Source organism: Arthrobacter sp. UYP4, assembly GCF_057291175.1.
On sequence record NZ_JBXAVU010000004.1, the window covers coordinates 252,292 to 275,835 of the forward strand.

Sequence of the window (23,544 nt, forward strand, 5' to 3'; positions counted from 1 at the left end):
CGGGCAGTGCCGCGGACCTAGCGGACCCCGCTCATGGCCCTCCGGATCGCGGGGGCGCCGGCGATGAGCGCTCCGCCGAGGATGATCGCCGTGATGCCGCTGAAGGCGAAGTAGGGCACCTCGTTCGCCTCGGAGTAGAACCCCGCGAGCAGGCCGGACACCGTGGTGCCCAGGGAGATCGACAGGAAGAACAGGGCCAGCATCTGGGTACGGAAGGCCTCCGGCGCCAGCTTCGTGGTCACCGACAGCCCGATCGGGGAGATGAAGAGCTCGGCCCAGGTGAAGAGCAGCAGGATCCCGGCGAGGCCGACCAGCGGCGTGCTGTTGGGGCCGCCGCCCGCGAAGGGGATGAAGGCGAGGAACGCGGCACCCATGATGATCAGGCCGAAGGAGAACTTCAGCGGGGAGGACGGCTGGCGGCTGCCGAGGCGGGTCCAGAGGGCCGCGAAGATCCCGGCGAACACGATGATGAAGACCGGGTTGATCGACTGCACCATGCCCGGCGGCATCTCCCAGCCGAACAGGTTCCGATCCAGCCGGCTCTCCGAGTACAGCGCCACCACGGTGAACTGCTGCTGGAACAGGGACCAGAAGGCGGCACTGGCGAGGAAGAGCGGCATGAAGGAGTAGACCCTGCGCCGTTCCACCCCGCTGACCTTGCTGCTCGAGAGGATGACCGCGAAGTAGGCGATCGTCGCCGCGATGGCGGTGTAGGCCATGACGTTGGCCAGGTTGCCGGCATTGAGGAGCCCGGTGGCCAGCACCACGCCGAGGAGGACGACGACGGCGGCGGCGATGACGATCCAGCGCGGGTACGCCGTGCGGGGGAGCGGGTTCTCCACGAGGTGCGCGGCGTCCGGGAGGTTCTTCCGGGTCGCGGCGTACTGGAGGAGCCCCGCGGCCATGCCGATCGCCGCCAGTCCGAACCCGACGTGGAAGCCGTAGGCGTCCCATGCGAGGTTCGTCAGCAGCGGTCCCACGAGGGCGCCGATGTTGATGCCCATGTAGAAGATGGAGAAGCCGGCATCGCGGCGGTCGTCCCCGGGGGCGTAGAGCGTGCCGACGAGCGACGAGGCGTTGGCCTTCAGCCCGCCCGAGCCGACGCCCACGAGCACGAGGCCGATCGCCAGTCCGACGACGCCGGGCAGCAGGGCGAGGGCGATGTGGCCGCACATGATGATGATGGCCGAGTAGAACAGCACCCGCTCGGAGCCGAGCACGCGGTCCGCGAGCCACGCTCCGAGGATGGTGGAGAGGTAGACGCCGCCGCCGTAGGCCCCGACGAGGCCCGCGGCCGTGGCGGAGTCGAAGCCGAGCCCTCCCTCGGCGAGGGAGTAGGTCATGTAGTAGAGGAGCAGTGCCTGCATGCCGTAGAAGGAGAAGCGTTCCCACAGCTCCACGCTGAAGAGGTTCGCCAGCATGCGCGGGTGGCCGAAGAACGTTTTCCCGCCGGTGGCGGCGGTCCGCTGGGTTGTGCTCATTCACTCCATGGTGCCACCGGGCGCAAGGGGAGTAAATTCGCGATCTTCCTGGCGCAGGGCCTCGATCTGGGCGGTCACGGCGAGTAGCTGGGCCTCCTCGCCGGGCCGTCCGATGAGCTGCACGCTCATCGACAGGCCGTCCGGCAGGCGCAGCGTGGGCACGGTCACGGCGGGCAGGCCGCAGACGTTCACCATCGACGTGAAGGGCGAGTAGCGGCACTGCCGGAGGTAGTCGGTGTCGCCGTCGGCGTCGGTGTACCAGCCGAGGGGGCGGGGTGTCATGGCGACGGCGGGGGTGAGCACCATGTCGAAGCCGGAGTACTGCCTGATGGTGTCCTGCTCGAACTGCCGCAGGACGTCGACGGCGGCCGCGAGATCCGCCGCGCTGCGGCCCAGGGCGCGACGGCGCAGCACGCGCGTGATGTCCGTCAGCCGGTCCTCGCGCTCGTCGGGGATCGGCGCGGTGGCGAGGCCGGCCGTCCAGACGAGCTGGAACGCGTCGTGGTAACGGCGGTCGTAGGTGAGGTCCGCGTCGACGACGTCGTGGCCGGCCTGCTGCAGCCGGCGGATCCCGGCGGAGAAGGCATCGGTGGCGGCGCTGTCCAGGCTGATGTCCATCGCGCCGGAGAAGGGGGAGGCCGTGCTGACGCCGATGCGGAAGTGGCCCTCGGCCCGCAGCGCGGCCTCGGTGAAGGACCCGGGGTAGCGGGACGCCGCACTCGTGGGCCGGTAGTTCGGCTCCCGCACGAGGGCATCGAGCATCAGCCCGGCGTCCACGGCCGAGCGGGCGAGCGGGCCGGCGACGACGAACTGGCCGAGGTCCGCCTGTCCCGAGCCCGACGGCACGCGGCCGCGGTTCGGCTTGAGGCCCACCAGCCCGGTCGCCGCCGCCGGGATGCGGATGGAACCCCCGCCGTCGGTGCCGGGCGCGAAGGGGACCATTCCGGCGGCGACGGCGGCGGCGCTGCCGCCCGACGATCCGGCCGGGCTGAGGCGACGGTCCAGGGGGTTGCGGGCCGGTGGGGCGATCCGATTCTCGCTGTAGCAGCTCAGTCCGAACTCGGGGACCTGGGTCTTGCCCAGGCTGATGGCGCCGGCCCGGCGCAGCACCGAGGCCAGCGGGGCGTCCTGCTCGGCGACGGCGTGGTCGAGGGCCGCCGTGCCCAGGGTGGTCCTCACGCCGGCGACGTCGGTGAGGTCCTTGTGTGCCAGGGGCACGCCGTGGAGCGGGCCGAGGGCCACTCCGGACGCACGCAGCCGGTCGGCGTGGTCGGCGGCCCGCAGGGCGTCGTCGTGGGTCACGGTGACGAAGGAGCCGAGGTCGGGGTCGAGGGTGTCGATGCGCCGGAGGAAGTGCTCGGTGACCTCGCGGGCGCTGACCGCGCCGCGCACCAGCGCGTCGCGGAGTGTGAGTGCGGAGAGTTCGTGGAGTTCGCTCATGGGTTCCCAATCGGAGGCGGGCGGTTCCGGGACCCGCCGCGCCATGGGCCCGTGAAGAAACGACAAGGACAACTATAGGAGCCGTTCCCCCGCCCGGTGCGGTCGTAGCAATGGCGGCACCCCACCGGGCCGTGAAAAGGTAGGCGCATGAGCGAACCCCAGAACGTACCGGTGACGGCCGTGCCCGACGACGCGAGGATCCTCGACGTGCGCGAGGACTACGAGTGGGAGGCGGGCCACGTCGACGGCGCGCTGCACATCCCGCTCGACCAGCTTCCCGCCCGGCTGGGTGAACTGGATCCGGACGAGGACCTGCACGTCATCTGCCGCAGCGGTGGCCGCTCGCAGCGCGCAGCCCAGTGGCTCGAGGGCAACGGCTATACGGCGGTCAACGTCAGCGGCGGCATGGGTGCCTGGCTCGAGGCCGGCAAGCCGATGGTGTCCGAGACGGGCAGCGAGCCGACCGTCCTGTGACACGGTCCGATTCCTACGCGTACCTGGGCCCGGAGGGGACCTTCACGGAAGCCGCACTGCTCCAGGTGCCGGGGGCGGAGGACGCACGCCGTGTCCCGGCGTCGACGGTCGGCGCGGCGCTCGACGCCGTCCGCTCCGGAACCGTGGATGCGGCGATGGTGCCCATCGAGAACTCCGTGGAGGGCGGGGTGAGCGCCACCCTCGACGCCATCGCCGTGGGTGAGCCGCTCCGGATCCTGCGCGAGGAGCTCGTGCCGATCACATTCGTGCTGGCTGCCCGTCCGGGCACGCCGCTCGACGCCGTCCGCCGCATCGCCACGCACGGCCACGCCTGGGCGCAGTGCCGCAACTGGGTCGATGCTCATATACGCGAAGCGGAATACTTCCCGGCGTCGTCGACCGCCGCCGCCGCGTACGGGCTGGCCGACACGGATGCGGGCTACGATGCCGCCATCTGCTCCCCCCTCGTCGCCGGGCGCCTCGGACTCGCGGTCCTCGCGGCCGACATCGGGGACGTCACCGACGCCGTCACGCGCTTCGTGCTGGTGGGCAGGCCGGACGCCCTGCCGCCACGCACAGGGGCCGACAAGACCACCCTCGTGATCCCCCTGCCCGACGACCACCCGGGTGCGCTGATGCAGATCCTCGACCAGTTCGCGGCGCGCGGCGTCAACCTGAGCCGCATCGAGTCCAGGCCCACGGGCCACTTCCTCGGGGACTACTTCTTCAGCGTCGACGCCGACGGCCATGTCGAGGACGCCCGTGTGGCCGACGCCCTCAAGGGGCTGCACCGGATCAGTCCGGGACTGCGCTTCCTCGGGTCCTACGCCCGCGCCGACCGCCGCACCCCCGCCGTCGAACGCCACACGTCCGACGACGCCTTCGGTGCCGCCGATGCCTGGCTGGGCGGGATCACCGGAGGGCGATAGCGGGGGGCGCCGGGAGGACCGAAAGCACAGTAGGCTTACTATCGAAGGTCCTCCTCCCACAAAAGGCTGGTTCCACGATGGCTCGATTGCGCCGCAGCAACACGCGCAGGCCCGGTATCACCCGCCGCCGCCACGGCAAGGGGTTCAGCTACCGCGCCCCGAACGGCGAGCTGCTGCAGGACCGCGACGAGATCGAGCGCATCCGGGACCTCGTGATCCCGCCGGCGTGGAAGGACGTGTGGATCGCGCCCTATCCGAACGGTCACGTCCAGGCGATCGGCACGGACGACGCCGGCCGGCGCCAGTACATGTACCACCCGGCATGGCGCGAGCAGAAGGACCGCGAGAAGTTCGACCGCGCCCTGGACTTCGGAGCGAAGCTGCCGAGCGCCCGCCGGGCCATCACCCAGCACCTGCGCAGTGATGGCGTGACGAGGGAACGCGCATTCGCCGCTGCGCTGCGGATCGTCGACGCCGGGGCGCTGAGGATCGGGTCGGCCCAGTACGCCGAGGCGAACGGTTCCTTCGGCGTCACGACCCTCCTCGTGGAGCACTGCACGATCGAGGGCTCCATCATCACCTTCGACTTCCCCGGGAAGAGCGGGCAGCACTGGGAGACGCGGCTCGAGGACGAGGACCTCGCCGGTGCCCTGCGGCCCATGATGGAGCGCGAGGACGCCGACACGGTGCTCGCCTACCAGACGGAGGACGGCAAGTGGCACCACGTGGACGGCTCCCTGCTCAACGAGTTCCTCCGGCAGGTGACCGGCGGTCCGTTCACGGCGAAGGACTTCCGGACCTGGCAGGCCACCGTCGTCGCGGCCATGGCGCTGGCCAAGGAGGACCTGAAGGCGACGAGCCGCACGGCCCGCCAGAAGGCCGTGACGGCGACCATGAAGGCCGTGGCCGACCACCTCGGCAACACGCCGACCGTCGCCAGGAGCTCGTACGTCGACCCGAGGCTCGTGGACCGGTTCATGAGCGGCGAGGTCATCCCCATCACCACCTACTCCGCCTCGGAGAAGGCCGTGCAGGAACTCCTGCGGGACTGAACAGCACATTTCCAACCATCCCGCCGGTCAGTACGCTGGCAGCGGGCGCCCAACGAGGAGCGCATCCGTCGACGAAAGGAAGCATCATGACCGAGAACGCTCATGGAGGACACATCGTGAACCCCAACGAGGGCGACGGCTCGACGTCGGACCCCAACTGGCAGGGCGATATGGGCGACCAGGGGAACGACGTCCGCTTCGCCGAGGAGCAGGCCCTCATCAACGAGCAGGCCGGCCGCGCCGACCGCGACCCGTCGGAGGCCGTCGACGCCTCCGAGCAGGAGGGCCACTACACCAGCTCGGATCCCGCCGGAGCCTCCGGTGGCTACACCTCGTCGCAGGACCCGGCCGAGGAGGGCGAGTACACCGACAAGGACAAGCCCCTCATCGACGAGCCCGAGGGCCAGGGCGAGTACACGGACCGCGACCGCTAGGACGGACCGGCCCTAGGGGCGGCGCAGGACCTTCTGCCGGCCCCGCTGCCAGCCCTGCTGCCACGTCCTGGGCCACCGCCGGTGCCAGTCGGGCAGCGGCAGCACCGAGGACCCTGATGGTCCGGGAGCCGTCACCGGCACCCGGACCATCAGTGCGTCCGGGTCCACCCGGGCGGTCAGCGAGGTGATGGAACCGGAGGGATCGCCGTCGAGCTGGGTGGCGATCGGATCGGCTGACCAGACGGTCACCTCCCGGGCGCGGTAGTAGCTGATGACCGGGATGACGCCGCGGTGCCGCGAGAGGATCTTCGCGGCCATCCAGGTCCAGCCGAGCAGGCTGCGGGGGCTCAGCACCACGACGTCGAGGTAGCCGTCGTCGATCACGGCGTCGGGCACGAAATCCACCCCCGCCGGCAGCTTGCCGCAGTTCGCGACGAGGAGGCTGCGGACCTTCCTGCTCTGCGGTGGCTGTCCGTCGAGGCTGATCGAGATGCGCCGGCGCCTGCCGGGCAGGTGGCGAACCCCGGCCTCGCTGTAGGCGAGCCAGCCGAATTTCTCCTTCAGGTCCTGCTTCGCGTCGGCCACCACGCTCGCGTCGAAGCCCACGCCGCCCATGACGAGGAACGGGTGCTCGGACACCACCTCGCTGCGGTCGTTGCGCAGCCTGATCCGGGCCATGTCGATGCGCCGCTCGGAGCCGTGCAGGGCGAGCCGGAGGCAGCCCGCGATGTCGTTGTACGGCAGGCCGAGGTTCCGGACGAGGAGGTTCCCGGTCCCGAGGGGCAGCAGGCCGAGCGCGGCGGGCTGGTGCGCGAGTGCCTGCGCCACGGCACGCACCGTGCCGTCGCCGCCGGCCGCGATGACGACGTCGGCCCCGGCCGCAAGTGCCTGCGCGGCCTGCCCCGTGCCCGGATCCTCGATGGTGGTCTCGAGGACGAGCGGGGGTTCCCAGCCGGCGTCCGAGCACGCCTGCTCCACGAGGGCACGCGTCGCGTCGGCCTGGAGCTTCGAGGGATTCAGCACGAGTGCGACGCGCTGCGGGCCCGCCGCCACCGGCGTCGGCTCGTGGACGGAGGCGGTGGGGGTGCGGGTCTGCTGCAGCCGCCGGACGGACCAGTACGTCTGGAGGGACGCGACGGCGGCGGACGCCGCGGCGGTTCCGGCAAGCAGTTTGCGGCGCATGGTCATCCAGAATAGCGGCACGGCCACCGCGGGCGGCCGTGCCGCCGGGTTTGGGTAGTCTTGACGGGTGATCGACGTCAACGACCTCCGCCTGAATCCCGAGCAGTTCCGAGCATCGCAGCGCGCCCGCAGGGCGGATGAGTCCCTCGTCGACGCCGTCCTCGCGGCGGACACGACGCGGCGGGAGTCCGTGACGGCCTACGAGACGCTGCGAGCCGAGCAGAACGCCTTCGGCAAGCGGGTGGCCCAGGCCAAGGGCGAGGAGAAGCAGGCCCTCCTGGCCGAGGTCAAGGAACTCGCGGCGTCCGTCAAGGCCGCCGCGGCACGCTCCGAGGAGGCCAAGGCCGAGCAGGAGGCGCTCCTGCGCAAGCTGCCGAACCTCGTGCAGGACGGCGTCCCCGAAGGCGGCGAGGACGACTACGTCGTGGTGAAGAAGGTCGGCACCCCGCGGGACTTCGCGGCCGAGGGTTTCGAGCCCCGCGACCACCTCGAGATCGGCGAGCTGATCGGCGCCATCGACATGGAGCGCGGCGCCAAGGTGTCCGGTTCGCGCTTCTACTTCCTGAAGGGCGTCGGTGCCCGCCTCGAGCTCGCCCTGCTGCAGATGGCCCTCGACCAGGCGATCCGCGCCGGCTTCATCCCGATGATCACCCCCACCCTGGTGCGGCCCGAGACCATGCAGGGCACCGGCTTCGACATCGCCCACGACGCCGAGATCTACCGGCTCGAGGCGGACGACCTGTATCTCGTGGGCACCTCCGAGGTGGCGCTGGCCGGGTACCACTCGGACGAGATCCTCGACCTCGGTGCGGGTCCGGTCCGGTACGCCGGCTGGTCCTCCTGCTACCGCCGCGAGGCGGGGTCCCACGGCAAGGACACGCGCGGCATCATCCGCGTGCACCAGTTCAACAAGGTCGAGATGTTCACCTACACGACCGTCAAGGACGCCGCTGCGGAGCACGAGCGCATGCTCGCCTGGGAGGAGGAGATGCTCGCGAAGGTGGAACTGCCGTACCGCGTCATCGACACGGCGGCCGGCGACCTCGGGATGTCCGCCGCACGGAAGTTCGACTGCGAGGCGTGGGTCCCCACCCAGGGGGACTACCGCGAGCTGACGTCGACGTCGAACTGCACGACCTTCCAGGCCCGCCGGCTGAACATCCGCGAGCGCCAGGACGGGGAGGGCCAAAAGGGGACGCGCGCCGTCGCCACCCTGAACGGGACGCTGGCGACCACCCGCTGGATCGTGGCGATCCTCGAGCACCACCAGAACCCGGACGGTTCCGTCACCGTACCGGCGGCGCTGCGGCCTTATCTTAACGGTCTGGAAACACTTCCGGTACTGTGAGCGCCGTCCTACCGGGGCTTCAGTGAGGTCTGGTTCACTGAACCATGAGTACTTTGAGCGATGCCGGCATCGATGACCGGCAGGAGAACAGGAAGCACCACCTCGTCGCCCTCGACGTCGACGGCACCCTCGTGGATCACGAGGGGTCGATGACCGAAGAGGTGCGGGACGCCGCGCGGGCCGTCATCGAAGCCGGGCACGACGTCATCATCGCCACGGGCCGGTCCCTCGGGGCCACCCTCCCCGTGATCCGGCTCCTCGGTATCACGCGCGGTTACGCGGTCTGCTCCAACGGCGGGGTCACACTGAGGATCGACGCGGCGCTGCCGGAGGGATTCGAGGTCCTCGAACGCGTCACCTTCGATCCGAGACCCGCCCTCACCGCGCTCCGCGAGCGGCTCCCCTCCGCCAAGTACGCGCTCGAGGACGACCGCGGCCGCTTCCTGTCCACGGAGAGCTTCCAGGACGCGAGCTTCGGTTCCGAGGCGCAGAGCGTCGGCTTCGAGGAGATGCTCGAGAGCCGGGCCGTGCGTGTGGTGGTGTTCAGCACCGACAGTTCGGCCGACGAGTTCGGGAACGCCGTCGCGTCGATCGGGCTGCACGGGGTGACCTACTCCGTGGGCTGGACCGCCTGGCTGGACATCGCCGCCTCGGGCGTCACGAAGGCCAGCGCCCTGGAGGCCCTCCGGCAGCGCCTCGGGACCGACCGCAGCCTCACGGTCGCCGTCGGCGACGGCCGGAACGACGTCGAGATGCTCGAGTGGGCCGGCCGCGGGGTCGCGATGGGGCAGGCACCCGAGGAGGTCCGTGCTGCGGCGTCGGAGGTCACGGGCAGCGTGTACGACGACGGCGCCGCGAAGGTCCTGCGCTCGATCGTCTGACTCCGTCCGACTCCGTCCGACTCCGTCCGACCCCGTCAGTACGCCAGGGCCGCCTCGGGCAGTGATGCCGGTCCGTGCGTGAGGTCCAGCAGGCGGGCTGCCGCGGGCCGCGTGGCCCACTCCTCCATCCAGTGCGAGCGGACGACGGCGCGGCTCACGGCCTGCGTGGTGATGCCGAGTTCCTGCGCGACGTACTTCTGCTGCCCGCGGGCACCCGGCGTCATGAGGTCCAGGACGGCCCACTCCGCGTCCGTGCGCGTGTACACGATCTGCCCGAGCAGTCGCAGCACCGCCTCGGCCTCGGCCGCGATACCGCCGTCGGGCCCCTCCACCGCGAGGGGGATCCGCTCGCCGGTCTTCCGGGCGCGGTCCACCGCGCGGCGCGCGTACACGAGCCCGTAGCCCTGCGCGTCGACGAGCCGCTCGGGGACCGGGGGCGTGAGGCCGCCGACGCCGATACCCACGTGCCAGCGCCGGTAGCGGATGGCCTGCAGCGCGGCGTCGACCGCCGTGGACGCCGCATCCACGACGCCCTGCACCTCGTCGCCGACCGAGCGCTGGAACGGGATCACGGTGGGGAGCCGGCGCAGGACCCTGAGGAGGTCGCCGACCAGGTCCCCGGCCTCACGCGAGTCACGCTGGTTGATGGTCAGGACGTAGTGCATGGCCCCAGTATGGGGGACCTACCGCCGAAATCAACGCCTTCCGGTTGATCGGGGCGGCTCAGGGCCCCGCAGCGGGCGGAGGAGGGGCCGGAAACGCAGGAGCTCCCGCCGTCCCTGGCGGGAGCTCCTGCAGGGGACGTCCTAGCGGCCCTCGGGGGTCTCCGTGGCGTTCTTCGCCTCCACATCGACGGAGCGGCCCTGGGGCTCGTCCTGCGCGCTGCCCTCGCCGATCTCCTGGAAGCGCTTCAGCGACGCCTCGACCTCGGCCTCGGCCTCCTCGCGCCCGGCCCAGTCGGCGGCCTCGACCCACTTGCCCGGCTCGAGGTCCTTGTACTTCGTGAAGAAGTGCTTGATCTCGTCGAGCAGGAAGTCCGAGACGTCGGACAGGTCCTTGATGTGGTCGAAGCGGGGATCCACGGGTACGCACAGCACCTTCGCGTCCCCGCCGCCGTCGTCCGTCATGTTGAAGACGCCGATCGGGCGCGACTCGACGAGCACGCCCGGGATGAGGTCGAAGTCCTGCAGCAGGACGAGCGCGTCCAGCGGATCGCCGTCCTCGCCGAGCGTGTTCTCGAAGTAGCCGTAGTGCGTGGGGTACTGCATGGCCGTGAACAGGACGCGGTCGAGGCGCAGCCGGTGGGTGTCGTGGTCGATCTCGTACTTGACGCGCGATCCCCTCGGGATCTCGATGGTGACGTCGAGCTTCATGGCAACTCCTGGGGCTAGGTGCGGTGGCAGCCGGCGGCCGCGCCCTCCGCTGGAGGGCCGCCCGGCCGGTCTAGTGTTTCATTCGTCAGCCCTAACATATCGGTCGGCCGCCGGTACCAGAGCATTTCCTCGTGGTTGCGGCGCTGCCCCGCCGGACCTTGCGAAAGGACACCATGAAGCGCCCGCTCCGCCTGCTGACCGGTCTCCTCCTGGTCCTGGTGATGGTGGGGATTGCCGTACCCCTGGCCGTGTACCTGACGCCCCGGGTCCTCGCGGCCGTAAATCCCGCCCCTTCGGCACCTCCCGTGACGCCCTCCCCGCAGGTGCCGCCGACGGCGGTCCCCCTGCCCGACGTCGTGACCCCCCTCTCCCCGGCGGCGCCCGCACCGGACCCCGCGGTCCTCGGCCCACAGCTGGACGCCGCCCTGGCGATCCCCGGGCCCGGGAGCTTCGCGGGCACCGTCATCGACTCCGCGGACGGTGCCGTGCTGTACGCGAGGGACGCCGACCGCCCGCAGCCACCGGCGTCGAACATCAAGCTCCTCACCGCCGTCGCGGCCATGACCTACGGCCGGCCGGACCAGGTGCTGGAGACGACGGTCCTCACCTCGGGGACCGCGCCCGGAGCGCTCTACCTGCGCGGCGGGGGTGACGTCCTCCTCGGCTCCGGTCCCTCCGACCCCGACGCCGTGATCGGGCGGGCAGGCCTCGCCACCCTCGCCGCCGACGCGGCCGACGCCCTGCCCGACGGCTCCGGCCCCTACAGCGTCTACCTCGACGACTCCCTCTTCGCCGGTGCCACCCTCAACCCGACCTGGGCGGACGGCGACGTCCAGGCGGGGGAGGTCGCGCCGGTCCACGCGCTCGCCGTCAACTCGGCATGGCTCGAGGAAGGCAGGACCGGCGGGCCGCGATCCCAGGACGCAGCGCTTGACGCCGCCCGCGCGTTCACCGCCGCGCTCGTGGCGGCAGCCGGGGAGCGCGGGATCGCGGTGGCCCTCGATGTCCGGCGCCAGGTGGCTCCCGAGGACGCCGAGACCGTCGCCGCCGTCGCCTCCGCGCCGCTGGAGGAGCAGATGCGCCACATGCTCGAGATCTCCGACAACTACCTCGCCGAAGCCCTGGCGCGGATCGCCGCGCTCGAGAGCGGACGGCCGGCATCCTTCGGGGGAGCCACCGAGGCGATCACCGCCGCGGCCGTGCGCCTCGGCGTGCCCCAGGAGGGGCTCAGCGTCGGCGACGCAGCAGGACTGTCCGTCCGCAACGCCGTGTCCCCGGCCCACCTCGCCCAGCTGGTCCGCGGCACCACCACGTCGCAGGAGCCCGGCCTCGCGGCCGTCGCGCGATCGCTCCCCATCGCCGGTCTGACCGGGACGCTGGCGACACGGTTCACGGCCGAGGACGGGGCGGGTGCGGGTGCGGGTGCGGGGACCGTCCGTGCGAAGACGGGGACGCTCAATGCCGTCACCGGGCTCACGGGGCACGTCGTCACCGCCGACGGCCGCCTGCTCGTCTTCTCCTTCCTCGCCTCCGGACTCGACGGCACCACGGCGGAGGCGCGCGCCGCGGCGGACCGCGCGGCCGGACTGCTCGCGGGATGCGGCTGCCGCTGAGCCCCTACGGGCTGATCCTGCCCATTCTCTGGGAGCCGCCGTCGGCAGGATGTGATCGAATAGGCGCATGTCCAGGAACGAGCCCGCAGCACCCCGTCCGCAGCTGGTCAACTGGGACGTCGCGGCCTCCACCGCGGCATCGCTGACCCCTGCCGGACCCACCATGGCGCCCGCGGACATCGCCCGCGCCGTCCAGAACATGCGGGAGCTGGCCGATGCGTCCGTCGGCCACGTCCACGCCATCTCCCGGCTCGACGCCGCGCGGGACCTGCGGGACTCCGAGCTGCTCGTCGTCGACCGCGCGACGTGGTCGAGGGCCAATTCCCAGAGCTTCCGCACGCTCATGGAACCTGCCCTGGACCAGCTCGCGGCATCCCGTCCCGAGGTCCTGAGGTCGGCGTCCCTCGCCCTCGGCGGAACGGTCACGGGGGCACAGCTCGGTGCCATCCTGGCGTTCCTCTCGAGCAAGGTCCTGGGCCAGTACGATCCGTTCGTGCCGTCGCGCAACGGGCAGGGCGGGCGGCTGATGCTCGTGGCGCCCAACATCATCTCGGTGGAGCGGGAACTGAACGTGGACCCGTCCGACTTCCGGCTGTGGGTGTGCCTCCACGAGCAGACGCACCGCGTCCAGTTCGCCGCGGCCCCCTGGCTCAAGGACCACATGACGAGCCACATCGGCCAGCTGACGTCCGGGCTGATGGACAAGGCGGACACTGTCTCGGAGCGCCTCGGTGCGGTCGTGAGGAACATCGCCGCGGGCAGGGCGCGTGCCCGCGGGGAGGGTCCGGCCGTGGACGCCCTGCCGTCCCAGGAGGTCGGCGTGCTGTCGATCCTGCAGGACCCGGACGACAAGGCGCGCCTGTCCCACCTCACCGCCGTCATGAGTCTGCTCGAGGGCCACGCGAACGTGGTGATGGACGGTGTGGACGGGAGCATCGTGCCGTCGGTCAAGACCATCCGTCGCCGTTTCAACGCCCGGGGGAAGTCCCGCGGGCCGCTCGAGAAGGTCATCCGGCAGCTTCTGGGACTGGACGCGAAGATGCGCCAGTACAGCGACGGCTCGAGGTTCGTGCGCCGCGTCGTCAGCCAGACGGGCATGGAGGGCTTCAACGCGGTCTGGGAGTCCGCCTCCCACCTGCCCACCGAGCGGGAGATCCACGCCGCCGACGAGTGGATCGACAGGATGAGCCTCCGCCGTCATGGCTAGGCGCCCCCGCCTGCTTCCCGCCGTCGGGGCCGCACGCAACCTGCTCGAGGCGAGCCTGCAGGGACTCCTGGCGGATGCGGTGCGGCAGGATCGTGGCGAGGCCGCATCGTCGGGTGCCCCTGGCGGCCGTGCCGCCCGGGACCTGCCGCTGGTGCTCGTCGCGTGCAGCGGCGGACCGGATTCACTGGCCCTGGCGGCCGTCGCGGCGCACTTCGCGCACACGGGCCGCTGTCGCGTCGGGGCCGTCGTCGTCGACCACGGACTGCAGGCCGGCAGTGCCCGGACGGCCGCGGCCGCCGCCGACGCCGCGCGCGAACTCGGGCTCGACCCCGTCGAGGTGCGGCGCGTCGCCGTCGAACGCGAGGGCATGGGACCCGAAGCGGCGGCCAGGACCGCACGGTATGCGGCACTCGACGACGCCGCCGCACGGCTCGGAGCCGCCGCCGTGCTGCTCGGGCACACCCTCGACGACCAGGCGGAACAGGTGCTCCTCGGGCTGGCGCGCGGTTCCGGCACACGCTCGCTCGCAGGGATGCCCGCACGCCGCGGCCTCTACGTCCGCCCGTTCCTCGAACTGCGCCGCTCGGACACCGAGGCCATCTGCGACTTCTACGGGCTCGACCCCTGGCACGACCCGACGAACCTCGACCCGGCCTACGCCCGCTCACGCGTCCGCGTCGACGTGCTGCCGTTCCTCGAGGAGCAGCTCGGCCCGGGCATCGCCCAGGCGCTGTCCCGGACCGCACGGATCCTCGGGCAGGACGCGGACCACCTCGAACGCCTGAGCGCCGAGGCCTACCAGCAGCTCCGGCGGCTCGACGACGGCGGCATCCTGCTGTCCGAGAAAGGGCTGAGGGACCTGCCCGCAGCCCTGAGGCAGCGGGTCCTCGCCCTCGCCGCGCTCGAACTGGGGGCCTTCCAGCCGAGCTTCGAACGCCTCCGCGCCGCCGAGTCCCTGCTCGACAGGAAGGGGTCCGCCGGTCCGGTGCAACTGGGCGGGAAGGTGAGCGTCCACCGCCAGGTGCGGGGGCGGGCGGTTCTCCGGGGAGAGCCGAGCTATGGCAATCTTGTCCTTAGAAGCAATGGCCCCGGCGTGAAGCAGTCGCGCCGTCCAACCCAGGAGTAATCGGTGGATTCCAACGACGTCCAGTCAGATCTCAAGCACGTCCTCTACACCAGGGAAGAGATCCAGCAGCGGATCAACGAGCTGGCCCAGCAGATCGATGCCGACTACCAGGGCCGGGACATCCTCCTCGTGGGTGTCCTGAAGGGTGCGGTGATGGTCATGGCGGACCTCGCACGCGCACTCCACTCCCACATCACCATGGACTGGATGGCGGTCTCGTCCTACGGCTCGGGAACGCAGTCCTCCGGCGTGGTCCGGATCCTCAAGGACCTCGAGACCGACCTCATGGGCAAGCACGTCCTGATCGCCGAGGACATCATCGATTCCGGTCTGACGCTGTCCTGGCTCAAGGCCAACCTCCTGTCCCGCGGACCGGCATCGGTCGAGATCTGCACCCTGCTGCGCAAGCCCGACGCCGCGAAGGTCGATATCGACGTCAAATACGTGGGCTACGACATCCCCAACGAATTCGTCGTCGGCTACGGCCTCGATTTCGCCGAGAAGTACCGCAACCTCGATTTCATCGGCACCCTCGCGCCGCACGTCTACGAATAGGGGATTCCCCCTCGCCCCATGCGGGGAGTACGCCAAGAGGGAACTATTGCCACAATCCGCGCGTGGTGAATCTCGGACGGTGTATATGTTGAGGTGCTCCACGGGCACCCACGCAGCAGTGCGCCCGCACACTTTTACTTGCATCAGCAGGAGGGACAGGGCTTGCTGCCCTGAGACGTATGAAATTCAAGAACATCTTCAAGGGGCCCTTCTTCTGGATCGTCCTCGCGGTCGTTGCGCTCCTCCTGGTCCTCCCGAGCCTCTTCGGCACGGGCAGTTCCCGCGTCGACACCAACGTCGGGCTCCAGCTCCTCGAAGATGACAAGGTGTCGCAGGCCAAGATCTACGACGGCGAGCAGCGCGTAGACCTCACCCTCCGTGAGGACTACGAGGGCAAGGGCGAGAGCGTCCAGTTCTACTACAGCACCGCCCGCGCGGAGAGCGTCGTCGATGCCATCAACACCTCGGACACCGACGGCTTCACCGACCAGCCCGCCGAGAGCAACTGGCTGCTCAGCCTCGCCGGCCTGATCTTCCCCATCCTGATCCTCGGCGTCATCTTCTGGTTCCTGCTCAGCCGCATGCAGGGCGGCGGCTCCAAGGTCATGCAGTTCGGCAAGTCCAAGGCCAAGCTCATCTCCAAGGACATGCCCCAGGTGACGTTCAACGATGTCGCGGGTGCCGACGAGGCGGTCGAGGAACTGCTCGAGATCAAGGAGTTCCTGCAGGAGCCCGCCAAGTTCCAGGCCCTCGGCGCCAAGATCCCCAAGGGCGTCCTGCTGTACGGCCCTCCCGGGACCGGCAAGACCCTCCTCGCACGCGCCGTCGCCGGTGAGGCCGGCGTCCCCTTCTACTCCATCTCCGGATCCGACTTCGTCGAGATGTTCGTCGGCGTCGGCGCGTCCCGCGTCCGCGACCTGTTCGAGCAGGCGAAGAACAACTCGCCCGCCATCATCTTCGTGGACGAGATCGACGCCGTCGGCCGCCACCGCGGTGCGGGCGTCGGTGGTGGCAACGACGAGCGCGAGCAGACCCTGAACCAACTCCTCGTCGAGATGGACGGCTTCGACGCGACCACCAACGTCATCCTGATCGCCGCGACCAACCGTCCCGACGTCCTCGATCCCGCGCTCCTGCGCCCGGGACGCTTCGACCGCCAGATCGGCGTCGAGGCCCCCGACATGAAGGGCCGCGAGCACATCCTCTCGGTGCACGCCAAGGGCAAGCCCATGGCGTCCAACGTGGACCTGAAGGCCGTGGCGAAGAAGACGCCAGGCTTCACCGGCGCGGACCTCGCGAACGTCCTCAACGAGGCGGCACTCCTGACGGCCCGTTCGAACGCCCAGCTGATCGACGACCGCGCACTCGACGAGGCCATCGACCGCGTGATCGCCGGCCCCCAGAAGCGCAGCCGCGTGATGAAGGAACTCGAACGGAAGATCACGGCGTACCACGAGGGCGGCCACGCCCTGGTGGCGGCGGCGCTCCGCAACACCGACCCCGTGACCAAGGTGACCATCCTGCCGCGCGGACGCGCCCTCGGATACACGATGGTCATGCCGAGCGACGACAAGTACTCGGTGACCAGGAACGAATTGCTCGACCAGCTCGCCTACGCCATGGGCGGCAGGGTGGCCGAGGAGATCGTGTTCCACGATCCGTCCACGGGTGCCTCCAACGACATCGAGAAGGCCACGGGGACCGCTCGCAAGATGGTCACCCAGTACGGCATGAGCGAGCGCATCGGCGCCGTGAAGCTCGGCCAGGGAGCCGGCGAGCCCTTCCTCGGCCGCGACATGGGCAGCGACCGCGACTACTCCGACCAGATCGCCCTGGTGGTCGACGAGGAGGTCCGCCGCCTGATCGACAACGCGCACGACGAGGCGTACCAGATCCTCACCGAGAACCGCGACGTCCTGGACCAGCTGGCGCTCGAGCTGCTCGAGCGCGAGACGCTCAACCAGGCGGAGATCGCCGAGGTCTTCCACAACGTGCGCAAGCGCGACCTGCGCGAGGTGTGGCTGTCCAAGCAGACGCGCCCCGTGCACTCGCTGCCGCCGGTCACGTCCCCGAAGGAACGCGCGGAAGCACTGGAGAGCGGCCGGCCCACCCCGGAATCCGTGGCGCCGCAGGACCAGATCGCCGACGCGGACATCCCCGGTGATTTCGACGTCCGGGGCTCGGACCTCCCGTCGCCCGAGTCGGGCGACCGCCCCGGGGACAGCCGGGACGGCTAGTTCCGCAGGAGTACGCCACCGGCCAGGGGGCCGGTGGCGAGCAGTGTCCGAGGAAGGGGTGGAAGAGCTGTGACTGATTTCGACGACGAGGTGGTGGAGGCCGCGCTGGAAGCCACCGGTTCCCCCGTGGACCAGGTCCGCATCCAGCGGGCGGTCCGGGAGATCCTGGCGGCGATCGGCGAGGACCCGGATCGCGACGGCCTGCTCGAGACGCCCAAGCGGGTGGCGAAGGCGTATGCGGAGATGTTCGCGGGGCTGCACCAGGATGCCAGCGAGGTGCTGTCCACCTCGTTCGACCTGAACCACCAGGAACTCGTGCTGGTGAAGGACATCCCGTTCTACTCCACGTGCGAGCACCACCTGGTGCCGTTCCACGGGACGGCCCACCTCGGCTACATCCCGTCGGAGGAGGGCCGCGTCACCGGCCTCAGCAAGCTCGCGCGCCTCGTGGAGGTCTACGCACGGCGCCCCCAGGTCCAGGAACGGCTGACCACGCAGATCGTCGATGCGATGATGGAGCACCTGAAGCCCAAGGGCGCGATCGTCGTCATCGAATGCGAACACATGTGCATGTCGATGCGCGGGGTGCGGAAACCCGGAGCAAAGACCGTCACGTCAGCCGTGCGCGGCCAGATCCATGAGACGGCGACGCGTGCCGAGGCGATGAGCCTCATACTCGGAAGGTAGGACCCCATGGATTCTCTCGCTGCAGCGCCCGGGACGGGGCCGGCGACCTCGCCGCTGCCCGTCCTCCGGCCGGTCCGGGTGGCAAAGGCCGTCGGGGACCTGCCGGCGGACCGCTCCGTCGTCCTGGGGATCCTGAACGTCACTCCGGACTCCTTCAGTGACGGCGGCAGGTACGCCACCACCGACGACGCGATCGGCCACGGCCTCCGCATGCACTACGCGGGTGCGGACATCATCGACGTCGGTGGGGAGTCGACCCGCCCGAACGCCCGCCAGGTGCCGGTCGAGGAGGAGCTGGCCCGCGTGCTCCCGGTGGTGAAGGCCCTCGTGAAGGCCGGAGCCCTGATCAGCATCGACACCATGCACGCGGAGACCGCGCGGCAGGCACTGGATGCGGGTGCCGCGATCGTCAACGACATCTCGGGCGCCGGCTTCGATCCCGCCATGCCGGCACTCGTCGCCGAGCGCGGCGTGCCCTACGTCCTGACCCATCGGAGGGGCACGGCCGCGACGATGGACGGCCTCGCGACCTACGGCGACGTCGTCGCGGAGGTGACCGCGGAACTGGTCGGACTGCGCGACCGGTTCATGGCCGCCGGCGTCGCCGCCGAGCAGATCATCCTCGATCCGGGACTCGGCTTCGCGAAGACTGACGAGCACAACTGGGCGATCCTGCGGAACCTCGACGCCTTCACCGGGCTGGGACACCGCGTGCTCGTCGGCGCCTCCCGCAAGCGGTTCCTCGGCACCCTCCTGACCTCGGCGGGCAGGGCCGCGGCGCCCGGAGAACGCGACTCCGCCTCACTCGCGGTCGCGACCCTGGCCGCCGCCGCCGGCGCCTGGGGCGTCCGCGTCCATGATCCTGCCGCGACGCTCGACGCCGTCAAGGTCGCCGCCGCCGGCACCCGACGGTGAACGGGTCTCCCGTGCCGGGCAGGCCCGGTTCACCCTCCGGGCACCTGGACACGGTGGTGCTCACCGGCATCACCGCCAAGGGGTACCACGGCGTCTTCGACCACGAGCGCCGGGACGGCCAGCCCTTCGCGGTGGATGTCGTGCTCCACCTCGACCTGCAACCCGCGGGGACCAGCGACGATCTCGCCAGGACGGCGCACTACGGGGAGCTCGCCGAACTGGTGCACGGCATCATCGGCGGGAAGCCCTTCGACCTCATCGAGGCCCTCGCAGAGACGATCGCCTCGGCGGTCCTGGCCGCGTTCCCCGTCGCCGCCGTCGACGTGACCGTCCACAAGCCGAAGGCACCCATCGAGGTGCCGTTCGGTGACGTCGCCGTGACGCTGCGCCGGAGCCGGGCATGAGCACGGTCCGGTCGGTCCTCGCACTGGGCAGCAACCTCGGAGCCAGCAGCGACACCCTGGTGCGCGCCGTCGCCGACCTCGTGGATTCCGAGCACGTGCGCCTCCGCGCCGTCTCGCCCGTGGTGCGGACGAAGCCGGTGGGAGGCCCGGAGCAGCCCGACTACCTCAACATGGTGATCGAGGTGGAGACGGACCTCGGACCGTACGAGCTCCTCGCGCACTGCCAGTCCGTCGAGGACGTCCACCACCGCAAACGCACGGTGCGCTGGGGGCCGCGCACGCTCGACGTCGACATCATCACGTACGGGGCGTGGACCTCCGACGACGACGCGCTGACGATCCCGCACCCCCGCGCCGCGTCCCGTGCGTTCGTCCTGCAGCCCTGGGCCTGGATGGATCCCGGGGCGGAACTGGGCGGCCGGCCCGTCGCCGGGCTCGCCGCGGAGGCCGCCGATCTTGCGGGCCTGGTGCCCTTCGAGGGAGTCTAGGACGCTGTGAGCACCCTTCGGTTCCGCTGGCTGGCCCTGGTGGGCGTGCTGGCCGGACTCGCCGGCTGGCTGGCCAACTGGCTCGCGACCCGCAACGGCTACGGCACCCCGACCCTGCCGCTGACGTCCCTCGTCACCACGGCTGTGATCCTCGGGATCACCCTGGTCTTCGGGCGCCGCGTGCTGCGGTGGCGCAACGGCAACCGCGATCGGCCCCTCGATCCGATCCTCGCCACCCGCACCCTCGTCCTCGCACAGGCCTGTGCGTACGCGGGGGCGCTCAGCCTCGGCTGGCACGCGGGGATCCTCGTGGACCAGGTGGCCCTCCTGGCGGTCCGCTCCACCACGGCACCCCTGTGGGGGTCCGTGGCACTCATGGTGGGCGGGATCCTGATGATTGTGGTGGGATTGGTCGTCGAGAGCTTCTGCAGGCTTCCGCCCGACGACGACGGCACGGGCGCTCCGGGCTCCATCGAGGGGGAATATGCGTAGGGAACCGATCGACCCGTCCGGGCTCGAGTGGTCCAGGGTGTCACCGAAGTACCTGCGCGTCCGGCTGCTCGGCTGGCTCATCGGGTCGGTGGTCTGGCTCGTCCTCGCGAGTGTCCCGCTCGTCCTCCGCCTCACGGGCCTCTGGGACTCGTTCCCGCCGCCCGTGATCGCCTGGGGGCTCCCCGCCGCCGTGCTGGTCATCGCCGTGTGGCGGGGCGTGCTGCTGCCGCGCCAGGTCGCCTCGATCGGCTATGCCGAGCGCGACGACGACCTCCTGGTCCGCCAGGGCGTCTTCTTCCAGCGCACCATGGTGGTCCCCTACGGCCGCATGCAGTACGTCGACGTCGCCGTCGGGCCGCTCGAGCGCGCGTTCGGGATCTGCACGCTCAAGCTCCACACCGCGTCCCCCGCCACGAACGCCCTGATCCCCGGCCTGCCCTCCGAGGAGGGCACGAGGCTGCGCGAGCAGCTGTCCGCGCGGGGAGAAGCCAGGCTGGCCGGGCTGTGACGGCCCCGCCCGGCTCCTCCGGCGGCCTCCCGGCGACTCCCGCCCCGGACGGACCGGAGGCCACCGCTCCGCCTGCCGACACGTGGCACCGGGTCCACTTCATCTCCCCGCTGGTGCGCGGCTGGATCGCGCTCGTCGCCATCCTCTACTTCGTGGGCAGGGACTGGTTCGAGGGCCTGTTCGACGGCGGATCGCGGGAGCGGGGTCCCCTGCCCGAGGGCATCGGCCTCCTGGTGGCCGGCGGGATCGTGCTCGGCGTCGTGGTGGTCGTCGCGGCCGCCTTCCTCGTCTCGTGGTACTTCACGCGCTACCAGGTCACGGCCGAGCACGTGCGCGTCCACTCCGGCGTCGTGTTCCGGCAGCAGCGGCAGGCGCGCCTCGACCGGGTGCAGGCCATCGACATCGTGCAGCCCTTCCTCGCCAGGATCTTCGGGCTCGCCGAGCTCAAGTTCGAGGTGGCCGACGCGGGGGAGTCCGCGGTCCGGCTCGCGTTCCTGAAGCTGGCCGACGCCCGCAGGCTGCGCGCCACGATCCTCGCGCGCGCGGCAGGCGTGGACCCGGACCCGGAGCATCCGGAGGAGGCCGTGGAGGCGCCCGAGCGGGAGGTGGTCGCGATCCCGCCGGCGCGGGTCGTCGGCGCAGCCGTCCTCTCGGGGACCACCGTGGCGCTGGTCGTGGCCGCCGCCGTCGTCACCACGCTCGGGGTGGTCCTGGAGACACCGATCATCGCGACGTCCTTCATCCCCATCCTCATCGGCGTCGTGGGCGCCTACTGGTCGGCCCTCAACACCGGCTACAACTTCCGGGCAGCGACCTCCCCGGACGGCATCCGCATGCGCTACGGACTGCTCGACACGCGCTCGCAGACGGTACCGCCGGGACGCGTGCAGGCGCTGAGCATCCAGCAGTCACCGCTCTGGCGGTTGAAGGGCTGGTACCGCGTCACCGTGAACGTCGCCGGCTACGGGGCGTCGGTCTCCAGCGAGGGACAGGCGCGTGCGACGCTCCTCCCCGTCGGCACCCGCGACGAGGTGCTGCAGATCCTCGCCCTCGTGCTGCCCGATCCCGGGACGCCGCGTCCGGTCGAGGTGTTCACCGCCGGCATGGCCGGCCGGGACGGCGCCGAGGGCTTCGCGACCACTCCGCGCCGGGCCCGGTGGCTGGCACCCCTCGCCTGGCGGCGCACCGGCTTCGTCGGAACGCGGACGGCACTGCTCATGCGCTCCGGCGTGCTGTGGCGCCAGCTCGTCGTCGTCCCGCACGAGCGGACCCAGTCGCTGTCGATCGAGCAGGGCCCCGTGGAGCGGCGCTTCCGCGTCTCGAACCTGCAGTTCCAGACGACGCCCGGCCCGGTCAATCCGCGGGTCCTCCTCGCGGACTCGGCCACGGCCTGGGAGCTCTTCCACGGACAGGCCGCCCGCGCCGCCGAGGCCCGGCGCCGCAGCGGCCCCGAGCAGTGGATGAAGCCCGTCCCCGGCGCGCTCCCCGCGGCAGCCGCCACGGGGACCACGGAGGACACGGCCGACACGGCCGCCACGGCGGACACCGGGGACACGGCCGCCACGGCGGACACCGGGGCGGAGGACACGGCCGCCACGGCGGACACCCGGGCGGGGGACGCCGGATTCACGGGGGACACCGGGCAGACCCGGCACGACGACGCCGGGACGTCGCAGGACGATGCGCGGCCCGCCCCCGGCGTCCGGGACGTGATGCCCGAGGTGCCGCTCTACGCGCCCGCGCCCGGCGGGACGGAGGAGCCCGCTGATGGCCGCTGACGCATCCCGCCGGCCGGGACGGCTCGGCGTCGGCATCGTGGGCGCGGGGAGGGTCGGCGCCGTCCTCGGTGCGGCCCTGCGATCGGCGGGCCACGCCGTCGTCGGAGTGGCCGCCGTATCCGAGGCGAGCCGTGAACGCGCCGAGAACCTGCTGCCCGGGGTCCCGGTCCTCGAGGTCCCCGACATCATCGAGCGTGCGGAACTCGTGCTGCTGACGGTGCCCGACGACGCCCTGCCCGAGCTGGTCGAAGGGCTCGCCCAGCTCGGGGTCTGGCAGGCCGGGCAGCTCGTGGTGCACACCTCCGGCCGTTACGGGACCGCCGTGCTGGGCCCCGCACGTGCGGCCGGTGCCATCCCCCTGGCCATCCACCCCGCCATGACCTTCACCGGGATGAGCCTGGACCTCGGGCGCCTGCCGGACAGCATGTTCGGCATCACCGCCCCGTCCGCCGTGCTGCCCATCGCGCAGGCACTCGTCGTGGAGATGGGAGCGGAGCCGGTCGTCATCGAGGAGGAGTCGCGGGCGCTGTACCACGCGGCCCTCGCCCACGCCTCGAACCACCTGGTGACGATCGCCGCGCAGTCCGCCCAGCTCCTCGCCGACCTCGGCGTCCAGCATCCCGACCGCATGCTGGGCCCGCTCATGAAGGCCTCCCTCGAGAACGCCCTGTCCTCGGGCGAGGGTGCCCTGACCGGACCGGTGGCACGCGGTGACGCCGGGACCGTCCGTGCGCACCGTGCCGCCCTCGAGGCGCACGACGCCCCCGACACCCGCCAGGCCTATCTCGGTATGGCCCGTGCCACCGCACTGCGCGCTCTCGAGCGGGGCATCCTCACGCCGGCGCAGGGCGAGGCGATCCTCGCCGCACTCGCGGACGTCCCCGGCGGGAGCGGGCCTCCCCGCCCGCCGCAGGACGGCCCCTCCGGTCCGCCGTCCTGA

The 23,544-nt window shown here is 71.2% G+C and carries 24 protein-coding genes; 19 read left to right on the forward strand and 5 right to left on the reverse strand.

From position 1 onward, the window contains the following. Positions 1 to 17: 17 nt before the first annotated feature. Together AC0Z9V_RS15200 and AC0Z9V_RS15205 are read right to left on the reverse strand one after the other, a co-directional pair. Positions 18 to 1,481 (reverse strand): peptide MFS transporter, encoded by a 1,464-nt coding sequence (locus AC0Z9V_RS15200; RefSeq protein WP_485142005.1) that lies wholly within the window; start codon positions 1,479 to 1,481, stop codon positions 18 to 20. Then, positions 1,482 to 2,921, reverse strand: coding sequence for an amidase (locus AC0Z9V_RS15205; protein ID WP_485142006.1), 1,440 nt, complete (start codon positions 2,919 to 2,921; stop codon positions 1,482 to 1,484). It abuts the gene before it with no gap. A gap of 147 nt (positions 2,922 to 3,068) precedes the next feature. On the opposite strand from AC0Z9V_RS15205, the gene AC0Z9V_RS15210 reads away from it, so the two are divergent. The 4 genes from AC0Z9V_RS15210 (at position 3,069) to AC0Z9V_RS15225 (ending at position 5,810) form a co-directional block, all read left to right on the forward strand. Further along, positions 3,069 to 3,395 carry a rhodanese-like domain-containing protein gene (locus tag AC0Z9V_RS15210; RefSeq protein WP_133080073.1) on the forward strand — a complete coding sequence of 109 codons (327 nt, stop codon included), beginning with the start codon at positions 3,069 to 3,071 and terminating at the stop codon, positions 3,393 to 3,395. Further along, the gene (gene pheA / locus AC0Z9V_RS15215; RefSeq protein WP_133080074.1) at positions 3,392 to 4,324 is read left to right on the forward strand and encodes a prephenate dehydratase; all 933 of its coding nucleotides are present in this window, start codon (positions 3,392 to 3,394) and stop codon (positions 4,322 to 4,324) included. Before AC0Z9V_RS15210 ends, pheA begins: the two co-directional genes overlap by 4 nt. A 77-nt stretch (positions 4,325 to 4,401) precedes the next feature. Next, complete coding sequence (locus tag AC0Z9V_RS15220; protein WP_133080075.1) at positions 4,402 to 5,376, forward strand: DNA topoisomerase IB; 975 nt, start codon at positions 4,402 to 4,404, stop codon at positions 5,374 to 5,376. 86 nt (positions 5,377 to 5,462) lie between these two features. Further along, positions 5,463 to 5,810 carry a hypothetical protein gene (locus tag AC0Z9V_RS15225; protein ID WP_133080076.1) on the forward strand — a complete coding sequence of 116 codons (348 nt, stop codon included), beginning with the start codon at positions 5,463 to 5,465 and terminating at the stop codon, positions 5,808 to 5,810. A 12-nt stretch (positions 5,811 to 5,822) separates the two neighbouring features. On the opposite strand, the gene AC0Z9V_RS15230 is transcribed toward AC0Z9V_RS15225, so the two are convergent. Beyond that, the gene (locus tag AC0Z9V_RS15230; RefSeq protein ID WP_485142007.1) at positions 5,823 to 6,992 is read right to left on the reverse strand and encodes a diacylglycerol/lipid kinase family protein; all 1,170 of its coding nucleotides are present in this window, start codon (positions 6,990 to 6,992) and stop codon (positions 5,823 to 5,825) included. Between the two features lie 67 nt (positions 6,993 to 7,059). On the opposite strand from AC0Z9V_RS15230, the gene serS reads away from it, so the two are divergent. Together serS and AC0Z9V_RS15240 are read left to right on the forward strand one after the other, a co-directional pair. Then, on the forward strand, positions 7,060 to 8,340 hold the full coding sequence (serS, locus tag AC0Z9V_RS15235) for a serine--tRNA ligase (protein ID WP_485142008.1): 1,281 nt from the start codon (positions 7,060 to 7,062) through the stop codon (positions 8,338 to 8,340). 44 nt (positions 8,341 to 8,384) lie between these two features. Beyond that, positions 8,385 to 9,221 (forward strand): HAD family hydrolase, encoded by an 837-nt coding sequence (locus AC0Z9V_RS15240; RefSeq protein WP_133080079.1) that lies wholly within the window; start codon positions 8,385 to 8,387, stop codon positions 9,219 to 9,221. A gap of 35 nt (positions 9,222 to 9,256) precedes the next feature. Here AC0Z9V_RS15240 and AC0Z9V_RS15245 read toward each other — a convergent pair whose 3' ends face one another. Beyond that, positions 9,257 to 9,886 (reverse strand): hypothetical protein, encoded by a 630-nt coding sequence (locus AC0Z9V_RS15245; protein WP_133080080.1) that lies wholly within the window; start codon positions 9,884 to 9,886, stop codon positions 9,257 to 9,259. 141 nt (positions 9,887 to 10,027) lie between these two features. Then, positions 10,028 to 10,594, reverse strand: coding sequence for an inorganic diphosphatase (locus AC0Z9V_RS15250; protein WP_485142009.1), 567 nt, complete (start codon positions 10,592 to 10,594; stop codon positions 10,028 to 10,030). Positions 10,595 to 10,767: 173 nt separating this feature from the next. On the opposite strand from AC0Z9V_RS15250, the gene dacB reads away from it, so the two are divergent. The 13 genes from dacB to AC0Z9V_RS15315 all read left to right on the forward strand — a co-directional run bounded on the left by dacB (position 10,768) and on the right by AC0Z9V_RS15315 (position 23,544). Then, positions 10,768 to 12,207: a D-alanyl-D-alanine carboxypeptidase/D-alanyl-D-alanine endopeptidase gene (dacB, locus tag AC0Z9V_RS15255; protein ID WP_485142010.1), complete on the forward strand. Its 1,440-nt coding sequence runs from the start codon at positions 10,768 to 10,770 to the stop codon at positions 12,205 to 12,207. A 67-nt stretch (positions 12,208 to 12,274) separates the two neighbouring features. Beyond that, entirely contained in the window at positions 12,275 to 13,414 is a 1,140-nt protein-coding gene (locus AC0Z9V_RS15260; protein ID WP_485142011.1) for a zinc-dependent metalloprotease, read from the forward strand. After that, positions 13,407 to 14,540: a tRNA lysidine(34) synthetase TilS gene (tilS, locus tag AC0Z9V_RS15265; protein ID WP_485142012.1), complete on the forward strand. Its 1,134-nt coding sequence runs from the start codon at positions 13,407 to 13,409 to the stop codon at positions 14,538 to 14,540. The genes AC0Z9V_RS15260 and tilS overlap by 8 nt, the downstream gene beginning before the upstream one ends. A 3-nt stretch (positions 14,541 to 14,543) precedes the next feature. Continuing rightward, entirely contained in the window at positions 14,544 to 15,095 is a 552-nt protein-coding gene (gene hpt, locus AC0Z9V_RS15270; protein WP_104116634.1) for a hypoxanthine phosphoribosyltransferase, read from the forward strand. A 179-nt stretch (positions 15,096 to 15,274) separates the two neighbouring features. After that, positions 15,275 to 17,332 (forward strand): ATP-dependent zinc metalloprotease FtsH, encoded by a 2,058-nt coding sequence (gene ftsH, locus AC0Z9V_RS15275; protein ID WP_485142013.1) that lies wholly within the window; start codon positions 15,275 to 15,277, stop codon positions 17,330 to 17,332. Between the two features lie 69 nt (positions 17,333 to 17,401). Then, the gene (gene folE / locus AC0Z9V_RS15280; protein WP_485142014.1) at positions 17,402 to 18,019 is read left to right on the forward strand and encodes a GTP cyclohydrolase I FolE; all 618 of its coding nucleotides are present in this window, start codon (positions 17,402 to 17,404) and stop codon (positions 18,017 to 18,019) included. Between the two features lie 6 nt (positions 18,020 to 18,025). Next, positions 18,026 to 18,934: a dihydropteroate synthase gene (folP, locus tag AC0Z9V_RS15285; RefSeq protein WP_485142015.1), complete on the forward strand. Its 909-nt coding sequence runs from the start codon at positions 18,026 to 18,028 to the stop codon at positions 18,932 to 18,934. Between the two features lie 11 nt (positions 18,935 to 18,945). Next, positions 18,946 to 19,338, forward strand: a complete 393-nt coding sequence (folB, locus tag AC0Z9V_RS15290; RefSeq protein WP_459288881.1) for a dihydroneopterin aldolase — start codon at positions 18,946 to 18,948, stop codon at positions 19,336 to 19,338. Then, the gene (gene folK, locus AC0Z9V_RS15295; RefSeq protein ID WP_133080088.1) at positions 19,335 to 19,826 is read left to right on the forward strand and encodes a 2-amino-4-hydroxy-6-hydroxymethyldihydropteridine diphosphokinase; all 492 of its coding nucleotides are present in this window, start codon (positions 19,335 to 19,337) and stop codon (positions 19,824 to 19,826) included. Before folB ends, folK begins: the two co-directional genes overlap by 4 nt. A 6-nt stretch (positions 19,827 to 19,832) precedes the next feature. Further along, positions 19,833 to 20,318 (forward strand): DUF3180 domain-containing protein, encoded by a 486-nt coding sequence (locus AC0Z9V_RS15300; protein WP_133080089.1) that lies wholly within the window; start codon positions 19,833 to 19,835, stop codon positions 20,316 to 20,318. Then, the gene (locus AC0Z9V_RS15305) at positions 20,311 to 20,826 is read left to right on the forward strand and encodes a PH domain-containing protein (protein WP_485142016.1); all 516 of its coding nucleotides are present in this window, start codon (positions 20,311 to 20,313) and stop codon (positions 20,824 to 20,826) included. Before AC0Z9V_RS15300 ends, AC0Z9V_RS15305 begins: the two co-directional genes overlap by 8 nt. Beyond that, complete coding sequence (locus tag AC0Z9V_RS15310) at positions 20,823 to 22,604, forward strand: PH domain-containing protein (protein ID WP_485142017.1); 1,782 nt, start codon at positions 20,823 to 20,825, stop codon at positions 22,602 to 22,604. The genes AC0Z9V_RS15305 and AC0Z9V_RS15310 overlap by 4 nt, the downstream gene beginning before the upstream one ends. After that, a complete protein-coding gene (locus AC0Z9V_RS15315) occupies positions 22,594 to 23,544 on the forward strand; it encodes a Rossmann-like and DUF2520 domain-containing protein (protein ID WP_485142018.1) in 951 nt (316 codons plus the stop codon). Before AC0Z9V_RS15310 ends, AC0Z9V_RS15315 begins: the two co-directional genes overlap by 11 nt.